13 protein-coding genes are annotated in these 16,228 nt (G+C 44.6%); 9 read left to right on the top strand and 4 right to left on the bottom strand.

Going from position 1 to position 16,228, the window contains the following annotated elements:
- The first annotated feature begins 119 nt into the window (after positions 1–119).
- The 4 genes from CDC33_RS41270 (at position 120) to CDC33_RS15875 (ending at position 3,896) form a co-directional block, all read left to right on the top strand.
- The gene (locus CDC33_RS41270) at positions 120–254 is read left to right on the top strand and encodes a hypothetical protein (protein ID WP_280524415.1); all 135 of its coding nucleotides are present in this window, start codon (positions 120–122) and stop codon (positions 252–254) included.
- 641 nt (positions 255–895) lie between these two features.
- On the top strand, positions 896–2,242 hold the full coding sequence (gene terL / locus CDC33_RS15885) for a phage terminase large subunit (protein WP_109009276.1): 1,347 nt from the start codon (positions 896–898) through the stop codon (positions 2,240–2,242).
- A 257-nt stretch (positions 2,243–2,499) separates the two neighbouring features.
- Positions 2,500–3,162 carry a sigma-70 family RNA polymerase sigma factor gene (locus CDC33_RS15880; RefSeq protein WP_109009275.1) on the top strand — a complete coding sequence of 221 codons (663 nt, stop codon included), beginning with the start codon at positions 2,500–2,502 and terminating at the stop codon, positions 3,160–3,162.
- The gene (locus tag CDC33_RS15875) at positions 3,159–3,896 is read left to right on the top strand and encodes a DUF3102 domain-containing protein (RefSeq protein ID WP_109009274.1); all 738 of its coding nucleotides are present in this window, start codon (positions 3,159–3,161) and stop codon (positions 3,894–3,896) included. The genes CDC33_RS15880 and CDC33_RS15875 overlap by 4 nt, the downstream gene beginning before the upstream one ends.
- Here the strand turns inward: CDC33_RS15875 and CDC33_RS15870 are convergent.
- A complete protein-coding gene (locus CDC33_RS15870) occupies positions 3,850–4,431 on the bottom strand; it encodes a hypothetical protein (protein WP_109009273.1) in 582 nt (193 codons plus the stop codon). The two genes, CDC33_RS15875 and CDC33_RS15870, sit on opposite strands and share 47 nt — an antisense overlap.
- Positions 4,432–4,788: 357 nt before the next feature.
- On the opposite strand from CDC33_RS15870, the gene CDC33_RS15865 reads away from it, so the two are divergent.
- The 3 genes from CDC33_RS15865 (at position 4,789) to CDC33_RS15855 (ending at position 14,109) form a co-directional block, all read left to right on the top strand.
- Entirely contained in the window at positions 4,789–5,430 is a 642-nt protein-coding gene (locus tag CDC33_RS15865) for a hypothetical protein (protein ID WP_109009272.1), read from the top strand.
- Between the two features lie 44 nt (positions 5,431–5,474).
- Positions 5,475–5,912 carry a hypothetical protein gene (locus tag CDC33_RS15860; protein WP_109009271.1) on the top strand — a complete coding sequence of 146 codons (438 nt, stop codon included), beginning with the start codon at positions 5,475–5,477 and terminating at the stop codon, positions 5,910–5,912.
- A gap of 103 nt (positions 5,913–6,015) precedes the next feature.
- Positions 6,016–14,109 carry a tape measure protein gene (locus CDC33_RS15855; protein ID WP_109009270.1) on the top strand — a complete coding sequence of 2,698 codons (8,094 nt, stop codon included), beginning with the start codon at positions 6,016–6,018 and terminating at the stop codon, positions 14,107–14,109.
- A gap of 128 nt (positions 14,110–14,237) precedes the next feature.
- On the opposite strand, the gene CDC33_RS15850 is transcribed toward CDC33_RS15855, so the two are convergent.
- The gene (locus CDC33_RS15850; protein ID WP_109009269.1) at positions 14,238–14,483 is read right to left on the bottom strand and encodes a hypothetical protein; all 246 of its coding nucleotides are present in this window, start codon (positions 14,481–14,483) and stop codon (positions 14,238–14,240) included.
- Entirely contained in the window at positions 14,480–14,722 is a 243-nt protein-coding gene (locus CDC33_RS15845; protein ID WP_109009268.1) for a hypothetical protein, read from the bottom strand. Before CDC33_RS15845 ends, CDC33_RS15850 begins: the two co-directional genes overlap by 4 nt.
- A gap of 52 nt (positions 14,723–14,774) precedes the next feature.
- On the opposite strand from CDC33_RS15845, the gene CDC33_RS15840 reads away from it, so the two are divergent.
- Complete coding sequence (locus tag CDC33_RS15840; RefSeq protein WP_109009267.1) at positions 14,775–15,242, top strand: hypothetical protein; 468 nt, start codon at positions 14,775–14,777, stop codon at positions 15,240–15,242.
- Between the two features lie 33 nt (positions 15,243–15,275).
- The gene (locus tag CDC33_RS15835; RefSeq protein ID WP_109009266.1) at positions 15,276–15,773 is read left to right on the top strand and encodes a lysozyme; all 498 of its coding nucleotides are present in this window, start codon (positions 15,276–15,278) and stop codon (positions 15,771–15,773) included.
- An 8-nt stretch (positions 15,774–15,781) separates the two neighbouring features.
- Here CDC33_RS15835 and CDC33_RS15830 read toward each other — a convergent pair whose 3' ends face one another.
- Complete coding sequence (locus CDC33_RS15830) at positions 15,782–16,090, bottom strand: MreC domain-containing protein (protein ID WP_109009265.1); 309 nt, start codon at positions 16,088–16,090, stop codon at positions 15,782–15,784.
- Between the last annotated feature and the right edge of the window lie 138 nt (positions 16,091–16,228).

Here is a 16,228-nt window from a genome sequence, read left to right as displayed (position 1 = left end):
AGTTGAACCAAAATACGAGACGTTATTCAGATGTTTTCAACAATGGTGGATGCCTAAGATAAGGCTATTAGCTTGAGCAAGCAAATATACACGGCGTTACTCTTGTTAGGGAAGCAGTTATGGATAATCCTAAGTTGAAAAAGACTATTTTAGAGACGAATCTAACCTATCAAGCTTACCTCAAACGCAGATCACAAGATTTTTATATCGACCAACATCGGGAACAAGCCACAACGCTCTGTGTGAGAAGTTAACAGTCTACATCGGGTGACAGAAATGAAACTATTGACCCCATAGATAACTTGCCTGCCACTCCCCTTTTGGGGGGAGCGATCGCTAAACACTAGACCTAAAAATTTAGCCGGAAATAGGCGTGTTGCTCTTATTTACATCATATATCTTTTGTCAAGATATATTAGTTGACCGGCTCTCTAGAATCATTGCCTACCCCGAATTATTGAAGGGATATCAATAAAGTTTTGTAAAAAAAATCCGATACTCGCGTAAAAAAAGTTGCAGTAGCAAGAGAACCAAATAGGGACTGTACCGACAGTACATAGGTTATGAGTATAAAAAAGTCACGCACAAGGGGATGAAATTTTTGAGCATGGGGAATCGGGCATAGGGCATTGGTAATTCTTCCCTATGCCCAATGTCTCAAGCTTGCGGGGCAGCTATCTTTTTCCACCCGCAAAGGAATGGAGTTTACCGCCGCTTTCGATGAATTGGAGAAAACAAAACCTGACTTAAAGGATTGAAATGCTTTCATAAGTTTGCAGGAAGCGGTAATTATGGTTCGATTCGACAAAAGTCGTATTAAATCAGATGTAACCAGCAGCTTAGTGATGAAAAGTCATTTTTAAAAGCTTATTCAGTAATTGCAGTGACTTGAACTATGGTTATTAGCAACCGCATTTTAGAGCAAAACAACTTTCCAATCAGACTGTTACTAGAAAAAGAGTTATGCTCTGTGGTTCGATTTGATGCGCCCTGTAATTCTGGAGAGGGATGGCGATCGCTGCACGGGCTGCAACAGACCAAATGCTACGGTGAAAACGAGGAATGGGCAAACGCGATCAATTTTAGCAATTCATCACATCAATCGGGAGCCAGCAGACAATCGGGCAGAAAACTTAATAACGCTCTGCAACAAGTGCCACAAGGCTCATCACCAGGCAATCAAGTCACCGTTTCCAGAATTGAGTTCGATTGCGATATCTCGAACTACGTCTATGATCTCCAGGTTGAAGGAAACAGCAACTTCTTTGCAAATAAGATTCTCGTCCACAACTGCCTTCTCTGGGATGACCCCCACGACGCGCAAGAGGTAAACTCTGAGCTGATCAGGCAGGGAGTTATTGATCGCTGGGACAGTGCGATTCGCAACCGTGTCAACGATTTAAAGTCATCTGTGCGAATTGGCATCATGCAGCGCTTGCACGAGAAGGATTTGTCAGGACATGTTCTTAATCAAGGCAGTTGGCAACATCTATGCATCCCTCAAGAATTTGAGAAGGCGCAGTCACCAACGGCTTTGGGTTGGGTTGACCCTAGAACGGAGCCAGAGGAGTTAATGTTTCCAGAGCGCTTCTCAAAAGAGGTATTGCTTGAAGAGAAAAAAGCGCTCGGTTCTTATGGCTATGCAGGTCAACATCAGCAACGCCCTGCACCTGCTGATGGTGGCCACTTCAAGCGTTCATGGTGGAAGTATTACAAAGTCGCACCGGATGATTTTGAGCTAATTATCCAGTCATGGGATTGTACCTTCAAGGAAACTAAAAAGTCCGATTACGTTGTGGGGCAAGTTTGGGGCAAGCGTGGCGGACAATTTTACTTACTTGATCAGGTGCGCGATCGCATGGATATCAACGCCACCATTGCAGCCATTCGCGCTATGTCCGCCAAGTACCCAAATTCTACAGCCAAGCTGATTGAAGATAAAGCCAACGGGCCAGCTGTCATCTCAATGCTAGAGCGCGAGATTCCTGGAATCATCGCCATTGAGCCAGAAGGCGGGAAGTTGGTTCGGGCGGTTGCGATCGCGCCTTTTGTCGAAGCTGGTAATGTTTTTCTCCCAGATCCTAGTATCTCTTCATGGGTGGGTGACTTTGTAGCCGAGTTCAGCACTTTCCCTAATGGCAGTAACGACGATATGGTGGACAGCGCATCGCAAAGTTTGAACTGGCTAGCAAGTAAGGTAACATACTGGGCTGTTAGTCATGACAATGCTTGGGGTAGTTGAAAAATTTTGCAGGATGTCTGAAATTTCAAGCTTCGGTGATCTTACAGATTTTCTTGAGCAATCGTCGTCAAGGTTTTTTTGATGGGCAGCCTTAGATACGATTGGTGGGAGGCAGTAGCGATCGCCACTGCGATAGAACAACAAAAATCCCTGCCCTACTCATAAATATAAAGATATTCCTAACTTCCGTACTCCTCCCAATGACTGTATTACTTGTAACCAAATAACCTGATTAATATATTTGGTTACAAAATAATATGCGTTCATCTGATGTTCGTGAACGGAATTCATTGGCCCAGAAGAATGAAAAATTAGTCCACAAGGTTGTGCATAGGATGTCTCAAACTTGCCGCGAACCTTACGATGATTTATATCAGTTAGGTTACATCGGGCTTTTAAAGGCCGCCGATCGCTTTGACCCTAATACTGGAAATGCCTTTAGCTCCTTTGCTATCCCCTATATTCAAGGGGAAATTCAGCACTTTTTACGCGACCAATGGCAAAGCGTGAAACTTCCGCGCACTGCCCTTGAAACCAAGGCAAAAGTACGCAGAGTACAGAGAAGCCTTGCATCTCTTGGTAGAGAAACTGATGCTTTGCAAATTGCCTTGGGCTTAGGCATAAGTGAAGAGAAATGGCGTGAAATAGAAGCTTTAGACAGCAATATAACTATTAGTTTAGACGAACTTCTTCACGAACCTATGCAGGAGTTGGAGGATGAAGTTGATGATAAGGCAGTGCTGAAACACTTGAACAAGCTACAAGCGTCGCAGCGAACTGCCATTGTTGAAAAATTTTTCAGCAACAACTCAATTCAAGATATTGCTAAACGCCAAAAGAAAACGCCTGAAAAAATCAAGGCTTATATTAATTTAGGTTTAGTCAAGCTACGAGTATCTTTATCACAAGAAGAGTTATGAATTTATTAGAATTAGCTAATAGTATCAATGAAGTTTTTAAGCAGTCAAAGCAGTTTTATGAAGCTGGGATTGAATCTTTTAAGTTAGCGATCGCCGCCGATAAAGAAGCAGGAGAAATGTTGATTAAGGTCAAGAGTTCTTTACCTTACGGTCAGTTCGGTGATTGGGTTAGCAAAAACTGCGATTTCACTCATCGCCATGCCAATCGGTTGATGCTGATTGCTAAAAACTGGGAAAAAATCATCGCTACTTTAGACACGCGTGACGAAAGTGAATCTCTATTGCCTTCGTTAAGAACTGCTCTTGCTCTAGCCGCCGCCGAACCAAAACCAGAAGCACCACCACCAGAGCCAACACCAAAGTATAAGGTAGCACTAAAAGGTCATGCGTGCTACGGGGAAACAGTTGAAGTTAAGGAGGAGTTGAACAAAGGAGATGTCTTAGTTTGCAAAACTTCTAAGGGTGAAATTCCCTTTCTCAAGAAAGAACTGATTCCTGAGTCTCAATTACTTGAGTCAGTGGATGCTGAAATTATTGATGTAGAAGTTGAGGATATTTCTGAGCAGTTGAAAGAAGCGATCGCATTGGTAATTGAATATCTGCCAGAAGTTGAACTCAAAGCTGTGCTAGCAGCAAGCTTGAGTATTGGTAAAGAACACTTACCAAGTGACGCTCAAAGTACAGCTGCTAGGTTGATTGGCGGACAGGACTTAGCCATTTTAGGTCAAGGGTAGCCACTTGCTTTGTTACCTGCCAGCCAGCTTCACGCCCAATTTTTCCAATTTTAGTAAAAGCGAAACCCATGACTAGGAAAGCATGACTATCATGCGTCGTTTTTGGGGAAACTCCTGTCAGTTGTTTGACTAAAGACGTGGGTAGCACCCATTCAAACTTGGCTGCTTTCTCTAGTTCCTCGTAATTAGCCAGTGGGGAAGAATCCCTTGCATAGGCGTAAGACATCATTTTTTCCATCAACTCTGCCATGACGTTGACGGCACTCATTCCACTGCTATCAAGTTTAATGTCTCGTTGCGGGATCTTGTCCAGTTTGTCCACTTGAACTTCTGGCTGAATTGGAAAATCCGCGATCGCACCCCCGCCTCGAATATGAATGTCTAGTCTGTCCAGTAAGTCTAATTGTTCGGCGGAAATCTTACCTGGTGCTACTGGCCTCATCTTCAGACCATTAATGCGATCATAAATCGCTTGCCTAGAGTTTAGTTTATAACGCTGTTGCAGGCTAGATATTTTGACGGTTTGTCCAGTCATTTTTAAGTTGTCCAGTCACTCACTGGACAATTCTAATATGTCCAGTGAGTGACTGGACAAACAGACATTTTTTAGCCCATGATTGACGTTTAACTCTTGCACTATTAGCATAAAGAGCAAGCGAAAAGTGTGGTCTTGGGGGTTTCCCCCATGAACAACTTTTTAAGAAGCGCAATATAATATTTGAAATTTAAATTACTCTTGTTATTGGAATAGGTACGGGTGTTCAGTGACACCCGTTTTTTATAAGATTTTACCCTTCATTGTCTCATCTTGGGTTAGGCGCGAGCCACCTTTTCTATTGGCATCGGGAATTTAGTTAACTGATAACTGATAACTGATAACCAATAATTAACAATGCTTAAACTTCCTTTTAAGACTTTCCCACAAAAATTTGAAAAAGTTACTGTAGGAAATCCTGAAATTGGCGAATTAGAATTACCTAAATATGGCGATATCAGCCCCAACGAGCGCCTATTCATCAAAGCAGCTAACTTAACAGATATTCGCCTTGCTGCTGTGAAATTAGCCAAAGATATTGCTGTTAAATCAGGTAAGCAAGTAATTGACATTTACAACGCTCTAACTCAGGGTGATAGTGAGTCGCTAGCAGAGTATTTAGAAGAGTTCGTAAGTTTTCAAGACTTGATGGATGATGCGGCTATGCAGCGTAGCTTGGTATTGGCTACTGCCGTAATTCAACGGTTAGTACCTGACTGGAAGCTTGAAAACACTGGCGATCCAAATCAACTTCATCCGCAATTGCTGACTCTGATTATTGAATTTGCCAAAAACGAAGAAGCTGGTTGGCCAACATCTGTAACCCAAGTCACCGATAGCGAAGCGTTAGCGAGTCTTCGAGCGTCAGAAGACTTGGGAAACTCGACACCGAACAGCGAGATCCTGACTGGGGAGAAATCTACTGGAGAGTCAGAAGATACTGGCCACAAGAAGAACGGTTCAGTGAAGAAAGCTTTGGAAACCAGCCAACCTGGATAATTCTACAAGCGCTGCACTATGGCGCGAAACTCCACCGCGAAGAGTTGCACCTGGCTGAGTTAGGAATCGCTACTCTTACATCCTGCTTTGTCAACTCCAACCGCGATCCGAAATCGGAAGCGGCGAAACCGAGTGACTTTTTCTACTTCACGCCTACCGAGGATGAAGGGGAAAGGATTTCAAGCGCTGCTGCGAATGCCTTCTTTGCTCTGGCTGACGCTGGGAAGTTGCCGGGGTGGGTAGTGGCGATCGCACCCGTGGATAAATTAGCCAAATCCCGTAATAGCGATCCATGTAACCCCCTTTTATGGGGGGGTGAAGGGCTAGTGCTGCTAATGCCTGTGGTTGATAATGGTTTGGTGCGATTCCCTCTGGGGTTTGTTGATGGCGTGAGTGGGGAAGTCGCTACAGATGGCGGTGTAGTGAAACTGCCAGAATTGGGTCAAGCATGGGTGCTGGATGGAGAATTTGCAATTTCCTGATTCGGCAGACAGTGACTGCCGAATTTAGGCTTATGAAAAATTTTTCATGAGGTTTTCCACAGTCAAAAGGGAACCCATTGTTTGATGTAATGCGATCGCAATCATGGGTACTCTTGGTTCCGCTTCAATAAAATTAAACCTGGATCGTTCCCAATTCGACAGCGACTTGAAAAAGTTGCAAGCGACTGATGCAGGTCAAATCGCATATCGCATCAAGCTTGATACCAAAGACTTTGAACAACAAATCAAGGGATTGCGAATCCAGCAACCTATCCTCATTCCCCTTGAGATAGATACAAAAACTTTTGACCAGCAAATCAAGAAGCTGTCAACTAGTATCGACCCTATCAAGGTTGACTTAGCACCCAACGTCAAAGATTTCCAAGAAAAACTGCGGCGGCTGTCAAAAATAACGCCTGTCACGGTTGATATTAAAGTTGACGAAGCCAAGGTAAAGCAGCAGTTTGAAACGATCGGTAAATATGCTGCTGAGGGTTTTACTCAGGGGTTTTCTGGGGTTGAGGGCGCGGGTAAATCAGCCATTGATTCGATGGTGAAGTCGGTTAATAAGCAGCTAGGTATTCAGTCGCCATCGAGGGTTTTTAGAGAGATTGGTAAGTATGCGATCGCGGGATTGATCCAGGGACTGGATTCTGTTGATGAATCCAAACTCAAGGGCGTTACCAACAAGATTGAGGGTTTTTTTAAAAAGTCCAAAATCAAAATTAATGTAGACGTTAATTCCGGTGATTTTAATCCTTTAAAAAATATTTCGGGGGCGGAAGCAAGCGAGAAAATCACAAGTGCAATTGAAGAGGGTTTTAAAAAGTCTCGCCCTAAACCTCCTAGTACTTTTTCTAAAATATTCAGTGGTATTGGTGACACCCTACTTGCCCCCCTCAAGGGAATAACCATCGGTGCATTTGAAGGCGTGGGCTTGCAGCTTTCTAAGCAGCTTGGGACAGGACTAGGGAGAGGAATTGAGTCTCAACTTGCCCCAATCATCGGCAGTTTTGATTTGCTAGGAGAGAAGCTAGTCACCTCAGCTATCCCTAAATTAGGTAATACAGTTGGCGGAAAAATAGCCTCAGCTATTCTCAAAAGCCCACCACTACAAAAGCTGAAGCAGGACTTAGCTGGACAAATTACCAGTATTGTAGGTGAGTCTGAGCAATTGATTGCATCGACTGCTGGTAAACAGCAAAACCGACAGCGACAGCAGCAGCTGCAAAAATTATCTCAGCAAGAACTTGGGATTGAGTTGCAAACAGCGATCGCTAACGCACCTCAAAGACAACAGCAAGCCCAAAAAATTAAGCAAGAAATTCTCCCTCAATATCAACAGGAAGTAAAGTCAAAGTCATCGCAATTAAGTTCTCTACAAGCGGATAGAGAACTGCTTACCAACGTAGGGACAGAAACCGAAGAAATTAAGCAAGCTGTTGAAGAAATTGACCTGCAAATTGCTCAGGCATCCAGCGCACTTGTTGAGGCCAAAAAAGCAGAGCAATTTTTGCAACAGCAGATAGCTGGATTACTGGGGGAAACTTCTGGTGCCGTTGGTAAGTTAAGAATGGCAGGAGCCGACACCAGAAAAGTCGATGAGACGGAATTCGCCCTCAAAGAGTCATCTGTTAGGGCAAACGGCATAGTTACTAGGCTTGATGGCAACATCAAAATTCAGCAGGAAAATATCAAGGAAGCGCGAACTAGACTAAAAGCCTATAAGCAAGAGGAAGCGAGGCTAAAGGCAGAAGCGATCGCGGCTTTGCAATCTGGCGATGATGCTGGGGCTAAAAACTCATTACTGGAGAGCAAAAAGGCTGGATTAAGAGCGAATTCAGCAAGCCAAGAAATATCAGCCTATAAAACCAATATTTCTGAAAACCTGAAGATAAAACAGGAATCGGCTGGTGAATTTATTCAGGAGCGTAAACGGCTAAAGGACTCGCTAGAGCAGGAGCGTACAGCTTTAGCCCAAAGGCTTTTAGACGCACCCCAAGAGGTACAAGCACGGACGACTAGGGTGAAGGCAAAACCCAGAAATGTCGCAGCAAAGCAAACCACTCAAGTTGAGGACTTAGTTAAACAACCCGCTATTGCTGTAACTCCTGCACTACAAATCTTTCAAGATGTACTTGCTCAATTTCAACAGTTAGCTGGAGTTAAAATCCCTGCCAACAAAATCCCTCAGTTGGTACGCGGCCCAGAAAAAGCCGGATTCACAGGAAAATACAATAGTGTCGATAACGCAGTTACCCTCCCATCAAGTCGCTACGACGAGTTAAGTAAAGGTATAATCTCTCCCGATGTCATTAAGACTCTGGTGCATGAGCTTCGTCACGCGATGCAAACCGGATTTGGACAAAGGACAATAAGTCAATCAGGTAACCCAGAATTTCAGCTAATCAAAGGCACTCCCCAAGAGCAACAACAACTCGGCAGCAAGATTCAGGCTAGTGCAGATTTCTTCAAAAAAGGAGCGCTGGGCGCTACATCTGGCGATGTTGAAGTGGTGAAATCCCTGGAAGAGGATGCTTATGTATTTGCCGAGCGCTACTTCGAGCAGGTATTCAAAAGTATTCAACAGGGTTTGCAATCTGGCGTGAAATCTGGCGACGTGCCAACCGAGGCTGAATTGCTCAAGCAAGTTCAAACTGCACAGGCAACCATTACCGCTAATCTCAAGCAATCTTTTAAAGGCCCAGCACGCGATCGCAAAGTCACTAATCAAGAGTTGGCTGGCAGCACGTTGACGAACATCGATCAACAAATCGCTCTTGTTAGCGAACAACTCAAGCGCACAGATTTATCAAGTGAAACGCGAAAGAAGCTAGGGCAATTCAAAGGTACTATTGAGCGCCAATACAGAACTTACTCACCTGCCATAAGACAGTTACAGAATTCTCAATTACCAACTTCAAAAGCAGTTGCAACAGATAAGCAAGGCGTTTCTGGCTTTGAGCTATTCGCTGTTGAAGATCCAGAAATCGAGAAAGAGCTAACCAGGCTTAAATCTGTAATATCCAGGCGCAAAAAAATAGCCACGGGCATTGCAAATCCTGACAAAGAAATCAAGAGAATGAACCAGCTTATCAAAAAGCTGGAATCATTTATGCCTCAATTTGATGAATACCAAAATCAACTATTGCGAGAGTTAGCGCAAAAATTAGAATCTCAATCAATTGGGGTTGACGATGCTCTTAAACAAATGCGATCGCTTGCAAGAATCGCCGAAAAACAAGCTCAAAAAAATCTTAAAGAACTTCAAAAAAACGCAGGGCGTAGTACCCTACGTGCGGAAGCTGCACTAAAGCAAGTCGAGCAAAATACCAACACCAAAGTAAGTGAGATTGAAGCAGGAATTGGTTTTGATGAGGCGCTAGGGCAACGCAAAACCCGTCGCGTTTTAAGGAAAATTCAACGCGGCTATGGTGGCAATATTGATGCACCCACCATTGAAACTGAAGCCCCAAGGGTTGAAAAGGATCTGCCCAAGCTTCCCCAGCAATCATTCTTTAAAGGACTTGGTAAAGAATTTAGACTGGCTCGATTGAGTGCGCTTACCAAGCAAGCCGAATATTTAGGGCAACAAGCTCAAGTTTTATTAGCTGATGTTGATGCTCAAATTGCGTTGGGTAAGGCGACTGAGAAAGAAGCCCAACTTATTCAAAAGCAAATTCAGCAAAATGAGCGACGGTTAAACGCGGTACTCAATCAAATTAAACGCGCTCAATCAGGCAAAGATCCCAAGTTGACATCTGGAGATTTACAGCGATTAAGTGGGAAAGCCGAGGACTTGACAGGTAGGATTGACGCAGATAAGCAGCGACTTGCAGGAATTCAACTCAATATTAAAAACGGTAAAGAACTCGAACCAGTTGCCAAAAATTTGCGTGCTGGCATCGCTGGCGGATCGGAAGCATCCAAACAGCAAAATATCAAAGAATTGGAGCGGCAAAATGCCCTAATTAGAGAAAACCTCAAGCTTCTCGGCGAAGATCCTCCAGCAAGAAATCCTTTTGATGTGATTTTGGGTGGTGCTGATAAGTTTAGGCAGATGCTGCCAAATGTTTTCACTCTCCTGAAGGGAATCTTTGCCTTCCAGGTTTCCAATTTCCTACAAGGATTTTTTACCAACCTCGCCACAGATGCCTTTAAAGCATTCGTTGAACTCGATCGCCTCAAAACCGCCCTCAACTTCGCATCAGGGGGAACTGCCGGGGGCGCTCAAAATCTGGCATTTGTGAGAAAGACGGTTGATGATTTGAAAGTCCCCCTCAAAGCCTCCGCCGAAGGTTTCACTTCATTAGCAGCATCTGCCAGAAATTCTGCGCTAGAAGGTAAAGGAACCCGTGAGATATTCTTAGGGATCTCGCAAGCTAGTACGGTATTGAGTTTGTCGGCGGAAGATACCCAAGGTACGATTCTCGCGTTGAGCCAGATGATTTCTAAGGGCAAGGTATCATCTGAAGAATTGCGTCAACAACTTGGTGAACGCTTGCCAGGTGCGATGGGCATTGCGGCGCGGGCAATGGGGCTGACAGAAGTGGAGTTCACGCGCCTGCTAGATACTGGGCAAATCCTCTCCCAAGACTTTCTGCCTAAATTTGCTAAACAGTTGCAAGCAGAATTCGGAGATGCAGCGAAAGATGCTTCTGGCAATGCTCAAAGCGCTATATTTGGCGTACAGAACGCATTTTTGAGCTTGCAACAGGGTATTGGTGAGGGCGTTGCACCAGCTGCTACTGCGGGGTTAAACGGCTTATCTGTAATTCTTAAGGGTGTTGCGTCTGTTGCTAAAGAATTAGGATTTATCCTGCTTAGTGTGACGGTCACATTGTCAGTGAAGATGGTTGGCGCATTACAAGCCGTGATTGCTCAGTTGATTGCCACTAAGCTAGCCACTGGTACTTTGAGCGGTGGGATGCAGGCTCTAGGTCAGACCATTAATAACTCGTTCTCAGTCAAGCTAACGGCTGGTATTTTCGCCGTCTTGGAAGTGATTAATTTGCTCAATCAAGCAGTTAATACCGAGTTAGTGCAATCCTTTAGCAAGGCGGCTGATGCCGCTCGTCGAGCGGCGGAGGAATCTAAGAAAGCATTTGAAAAACCCAAGCCTGGGCAGGAGAATAAAGGCACAGAGCCTGTAGCAACTAGCGGTGTTGGTAGGTTCATAGATTCAGGAATTGGCTTTCTGAACAGGGATTTAGGCCCGATTCCGGGCGGTATTTTCGGCAAAAAAATCAAAACTTATGGGCAGTACGAAAGGGACAATACCGCCAACAGTATTGAGCAGCAGGGGCTTTCCAACACTGAAGCATTAGCCGAAGGACGCTACCGACTAACCGAATTCAAAACTGGTACTGGAGAGGGTGGAAAACTACGCGGCATTGATGCCCAGCTAAAAGCCGCAGAGGAACAAAGGGCAATATTGCAAGCCCAAATCAAACGGGATTTTGTTGACAAAGGTCAAGCTGTCCCTGTTGAATCAAAGCGTCAGCTTGACTCTCAAAACTTAAAAATAACTGCGCTCAATGACCAGCGCAGCGATGCCGCCAAGCCATTAACTCTGGAACTCAATCGCACAACCCAGAAAATCAATTCGATTAAATCACAGCTAGAGCAGCTAAATAATCCTGATAATATTGCTGCTTTGGGCGGGGAAGCAGCAGCCGACAAACAACGTCAAAATCTCAAACTACAGCTTGAACCACTAAAGCAATTTAAAGCTGAGATGGAAACAGCATTGGGGTCGTTGCGGATCGATCCAATTCTGGCATTTACCCAATCGTTGCGGAAGTTAAACCTAGCACTAGCTGAGGGGCAAGAGAAGAATAAAGAGAAGCTTTCAGGACAAAAATTAGCCAATTCAACCGAGGCGATCGCTGGCTTCTCCTCCAATAAGCTAGCCGGCAGAAAGCTCACATTCTTGAATGCAAATGATGAGTACAATGCTGCTGTTGCTGATGAAAAAAATTACGCAATTCAAGATAAAGCCTACAACGAATCCGTTAACAGACCGGAGTTCCAATCAACGCTAAAACGCCTTGGTGTCTCGCCTGATGCCAGTATTGCCAAAATTGATGATGTACTGAAAAACACCACCGATGAAGCAGATAAAGGGATATTAGAAAAGCTTAAAAGCGGTCGTGAGTCGAAAGTAAAATTTGCCGAAGCAAAGCAAACTACGGTTGATAGTTTTGCCAAACTTCAGCAAACTATTCAGGATACTTCCCTGTATTTGCTGGATGATTCTGCTGCAAATTCCCGCGCTCGAATTCAAAAGGACGAGAACGATAAAATCTCTTTCCTCAAAGGCGCTCAAGCGGTTAGGTTGATATCGGAGGAAATGGTTAATGAAAAAATTGCCAGGATTCAACTTAGCAGTAGTCAGTCGCAGAAAAAGAACATCGTTGATCAGCTAACAACGCTACGTGCTTATCACAACGAAGGCAAGGTATCAGCTGAGGAATTCGCTAAACGCCAGCGTGACTTATCGACTGAATTAACGGCTACAGAACGCCAAGAGGCAGAGAACCGCCTCGCTGTACAGCAAGCAGTGCAGGCACGACGACTTAAAGATATTGAGTTCGCCAACAAGAAAGCTGAATCGGCGATCGCTCTTTCTTCCATGAATGCCACAGCCAAAAACAAGGAAAAATTACTTGCTTCTGGGTTAACGCCACAAGCCCAAGACCAATTTGCGCTCTCACAAAACCAGATTGACCAAAAAGCAGCAGGCGATCGCATTGTCCTCGTCAAAAACCGCATCGCCCAAAACAAGCAACTATACAAGGACGGGCTACGAGATGCTAGAGAATTCGCATCGGAGCAGTATTCTCTCAATGTAGAGCTAGCCTCTGCCAACCGAGAATTGATTGATTTGAAGATTACGGGCGAGGAGAAGTACCGCGAAACGGTTGAGCATAGCATCCAGCGCATCATGCAAGCTGAAGAGAACCGCTTCAAAAAGCAAACTTCTCAGCTTGATGAATCGAAGACAAAGCTCGACCTTTACAACCAGAGTTTAGAACGCACTAACAGGTTAGAGCAATCGCGTCAGAGTTTATCTAAAGCATTGTCAGATGCTGCTCTTGTACCTGCCGAAAATCAGAAAACTGATACTGATGACGCACAATCTTTGGTTGACAAACTTAAAGATCCAAATGTCAAACGCAGAACCAAAAGGGCGATTCGTGAGCAATTGAGGGGGATGGATTACCAGGTAAATTCCAATACCAAACCCGAAGAAATAGAGTTACAGATTAAAGAGAAAAGGATTGAAGCTGAAAAGGTAATTGCAAATATTAAGCAGATGGCTTTGGAGAAAGAGCAGGAGTTTCAACGTAAGTCGTTGGAAAATGACTTGAAACGCCAGAAGATTGCTGCTCAAATTGCTTTGTATGAAGCCCAATCTGCACAACTATCAGCCCAAAAAGCTAAAAACGAAGCTGAGGGAGCGCTCAAAATTGCCATATCCAAGAAAGACCCACTGGCTATTGAAACTGCCCAGACTAACCTAGACATTGCCAACAAACAAATTGACCTCAGTAATCAGCGCGTAGATAGCGCCCTCTCTTATCTCAATGACCAACCTGAGATTGCTGCTAACTCCACTGCTGAACAAAAAGCGACCCAAGGCGCTCAAACTGAAAGTTTAAAATACGGCGAAAAAAGGCGTGAACGACAAAGCGCATTAGATTTAGTAGAAGCTGGCGAAAAAGCGCGACGACCAATAAGCCTCTCTTCGGCTGAGGCTAAGGTGGAATCTACTAATCCACAGATGGCGCTTCCCCAAAAAATCGACATCAACCAGATGCCCAAGCTGGAACTCAAGCCAGGTGAAAGCATATTTGATGCTTACCAAAGGCAAAGGGAGGGGATGAAGTTGCCAACCCAAGGGGCAGAATTACCCAGCAACAAAGCTGATATTCCTCCAATGGATAAAACGGCTGCTAATTTAAATTCAGCCACCATTCAACCGCGTGAGTCTGCTGGAGGTAATCAGTTTGTAGAGGCGTTGAAAATGGCCAACCAGGGGATTGAGCAAAGACTAGATGCTCTCAACAGTGCCATTATGACGTTGGCTAACACGCCGCGTTCTCTTAGCATCTCTTCACCTAACCCAATTGATGATGCGGCAGACTTTATGAACAGAATTGGAAGGGGTCAAGTTATGGCTGCGGGAGTGTGAGGTTATGAAAAATTTTTCATGAGGTCGATATTTTTCGGATATCCCAATTCTCCCGTGCTGCCATTCTTAAGAGTTTAATTTTCAACACTGGGTCTTAGCCTCCCCGCTCCTGAAAAATTTTTCATGATTCAATTTATGTTTGGGGGCGGACTTTCATGAAGATGCCCGTGTCCAAGCAGAATACCTACGCAGTTTTCAGCAATTCGATTATCACCACCTGTGCTTTTAAGCCAATTAAGCAAGGAGTCTTTGTCAAGATGAGATATTTCCACGACTCCCCAAGTACCATCATCAAACTGAGCTTTGACGTATACCCCTGTTCCCTCCCATTCCTCTTTGTTTGCCCATCGGGTGGGATCAATTTTTAAGCTCATGAACTTACCTCAAGAATCTTGTCAAGATAAGCGATCGCCTCATCTTTCTCATCCAGCCAAATTACTGCTAACCACACGCCATTGATTGTACCTGTAGCTTTATATGCTTCAAAAAGTGCTGTTAGCGCTGTTTTCTCTCCACTTTTAAAACTATCCTTAATATCCGAATTCGTGTACTGCACAGTACGGTGGTGTGTGAAGTTATCCTCAAGCCATTGAAAAAGTTCGGCTCCAGTCATACCCAAAAAGATAGGAAATCTGATTTTAATCCCATACTAGCCAAGATTCTTCATGCGGCAACTAACCCTCTCCATTGGCAATATCTCTGTCACCCTCAAGCGCTTTGTTTTTTACGATCGCATCCTAGCCGACACCGGACAAACAGAATACAGTATCACAGGCGCACCCTTAGATTCTGGCCCGGTGTACGAGCCAAAGCACATCTGGACAATCAGCGCGATGATGACTTACGAGCAGTGGTATGCGATTGGGGCGATATTTGGGGAATGCGATCGCCTCCGTCGCACTCAAGGCAACTACAGCATCATTGTTGATGACAGCATCCAGGATTTTGTTGAGCAGCAGTATAGGTCGAGAGCTTTAGTACCTGGGGGAGTGCAAAACTACTTTACTGGCGGTGTGGCGTATCCAGCGCGGTTTTATGCTCGGATGTTTGAACCGAAGTCACAGTGGCAGAAGAATCAGTTGTATCCGTATGTAGCAAATTTCGTCCTGCGGGAGTTGGACAAGGCGATATAGGAACTATGCTCATAGACTTTCAAGCGATCGCTCATGACAAATTTACCAACGCCAGGTGTAGACCTTATCAAAGAATTCGAGGGCTGCAATCTTCGCGCCTACCCCGATCCACTCACTGGGGGCAAACCCATAACTATCGGCTGGGGAGCTACCAAAAAGCTCGACGGTAGTAATTGGCAATTAGGGGAAACCATCACCCAAGATGAAGCTGACAAGCTGCTCGTTACTCAGCTAGAGAAAAACTACCTTCCTCCCCTGCAAAAAATCCCCTCGTGGAGTGACCTGACGACAAACCAGAAAGGGGCAATTCTGAGCTTTTCTTATAACTTAGGCAGCAATTTTTACAATGCTTCTGGGTTTACCAGCATTAGCAGACTACTAAAAAATCCTGAACTTTGGAGCGATGCCAAGGAAGTAGAGCGAATTTTTAGTTTGTACTGCAATCCGGGTTCTTCGGTAGAAGTGGGTTTGCGTCGCCGACGGATTGCAGAAGCCAAGCTCTGGCTCAACCATTACAGTGTCCAGTCATGACTGCTGATTTACGCAGCAACAGGGGTAGCGCTATTAGAGATAGATTCGAGTTGAGATGCAAGTTGTTCTAAAGAAGCCAACTTGGCTGCTGTGTTGGCTTTCTCGATTTCGTCTTCATTTAGTGAAGCTGTGGTCGCATCAAGCCTTGTTTGTAAGTCTGCACTTGCTGCTGTAGCGGCATCCAGCTTGGAAGCTAGGTCTGTGTTTTCAGCCTTCAACTGTGCGTTCTCAGCTTTCAATTGGGCATTTTCTTGGGTGGAAGCGATCGCATTTTGAAAAATACCAACCAATCTATCTAAAAAATCTGGAGCTGTCATAATTGCACCTATTTGTAAGACCGCTCAAATATAACAACGCAACCATATAGTTGTTATAGTGGATGATTCGTATTTTAAGATACTATCCTACTCAGTAAGCTAACAACAGGAATCATGGGCTTGAAAATACCGATGAGC

The sequence above is a fragment of the Nostoc commune NIES-4072 genome, from assembly GCF_003113895.1.
In the GTDB taxonomy this organism is placed as follows: Bacteria; Cyanobacteriota; Cyanobacteriia; order Cyanobacteriales; family Nostocaceae; genus Nostoc; species Nostoc commune.
Note: the sequence above shows the minus strand (reverse complement) of the source record. Positions and strands in the feature narration are given on the sequence as shown.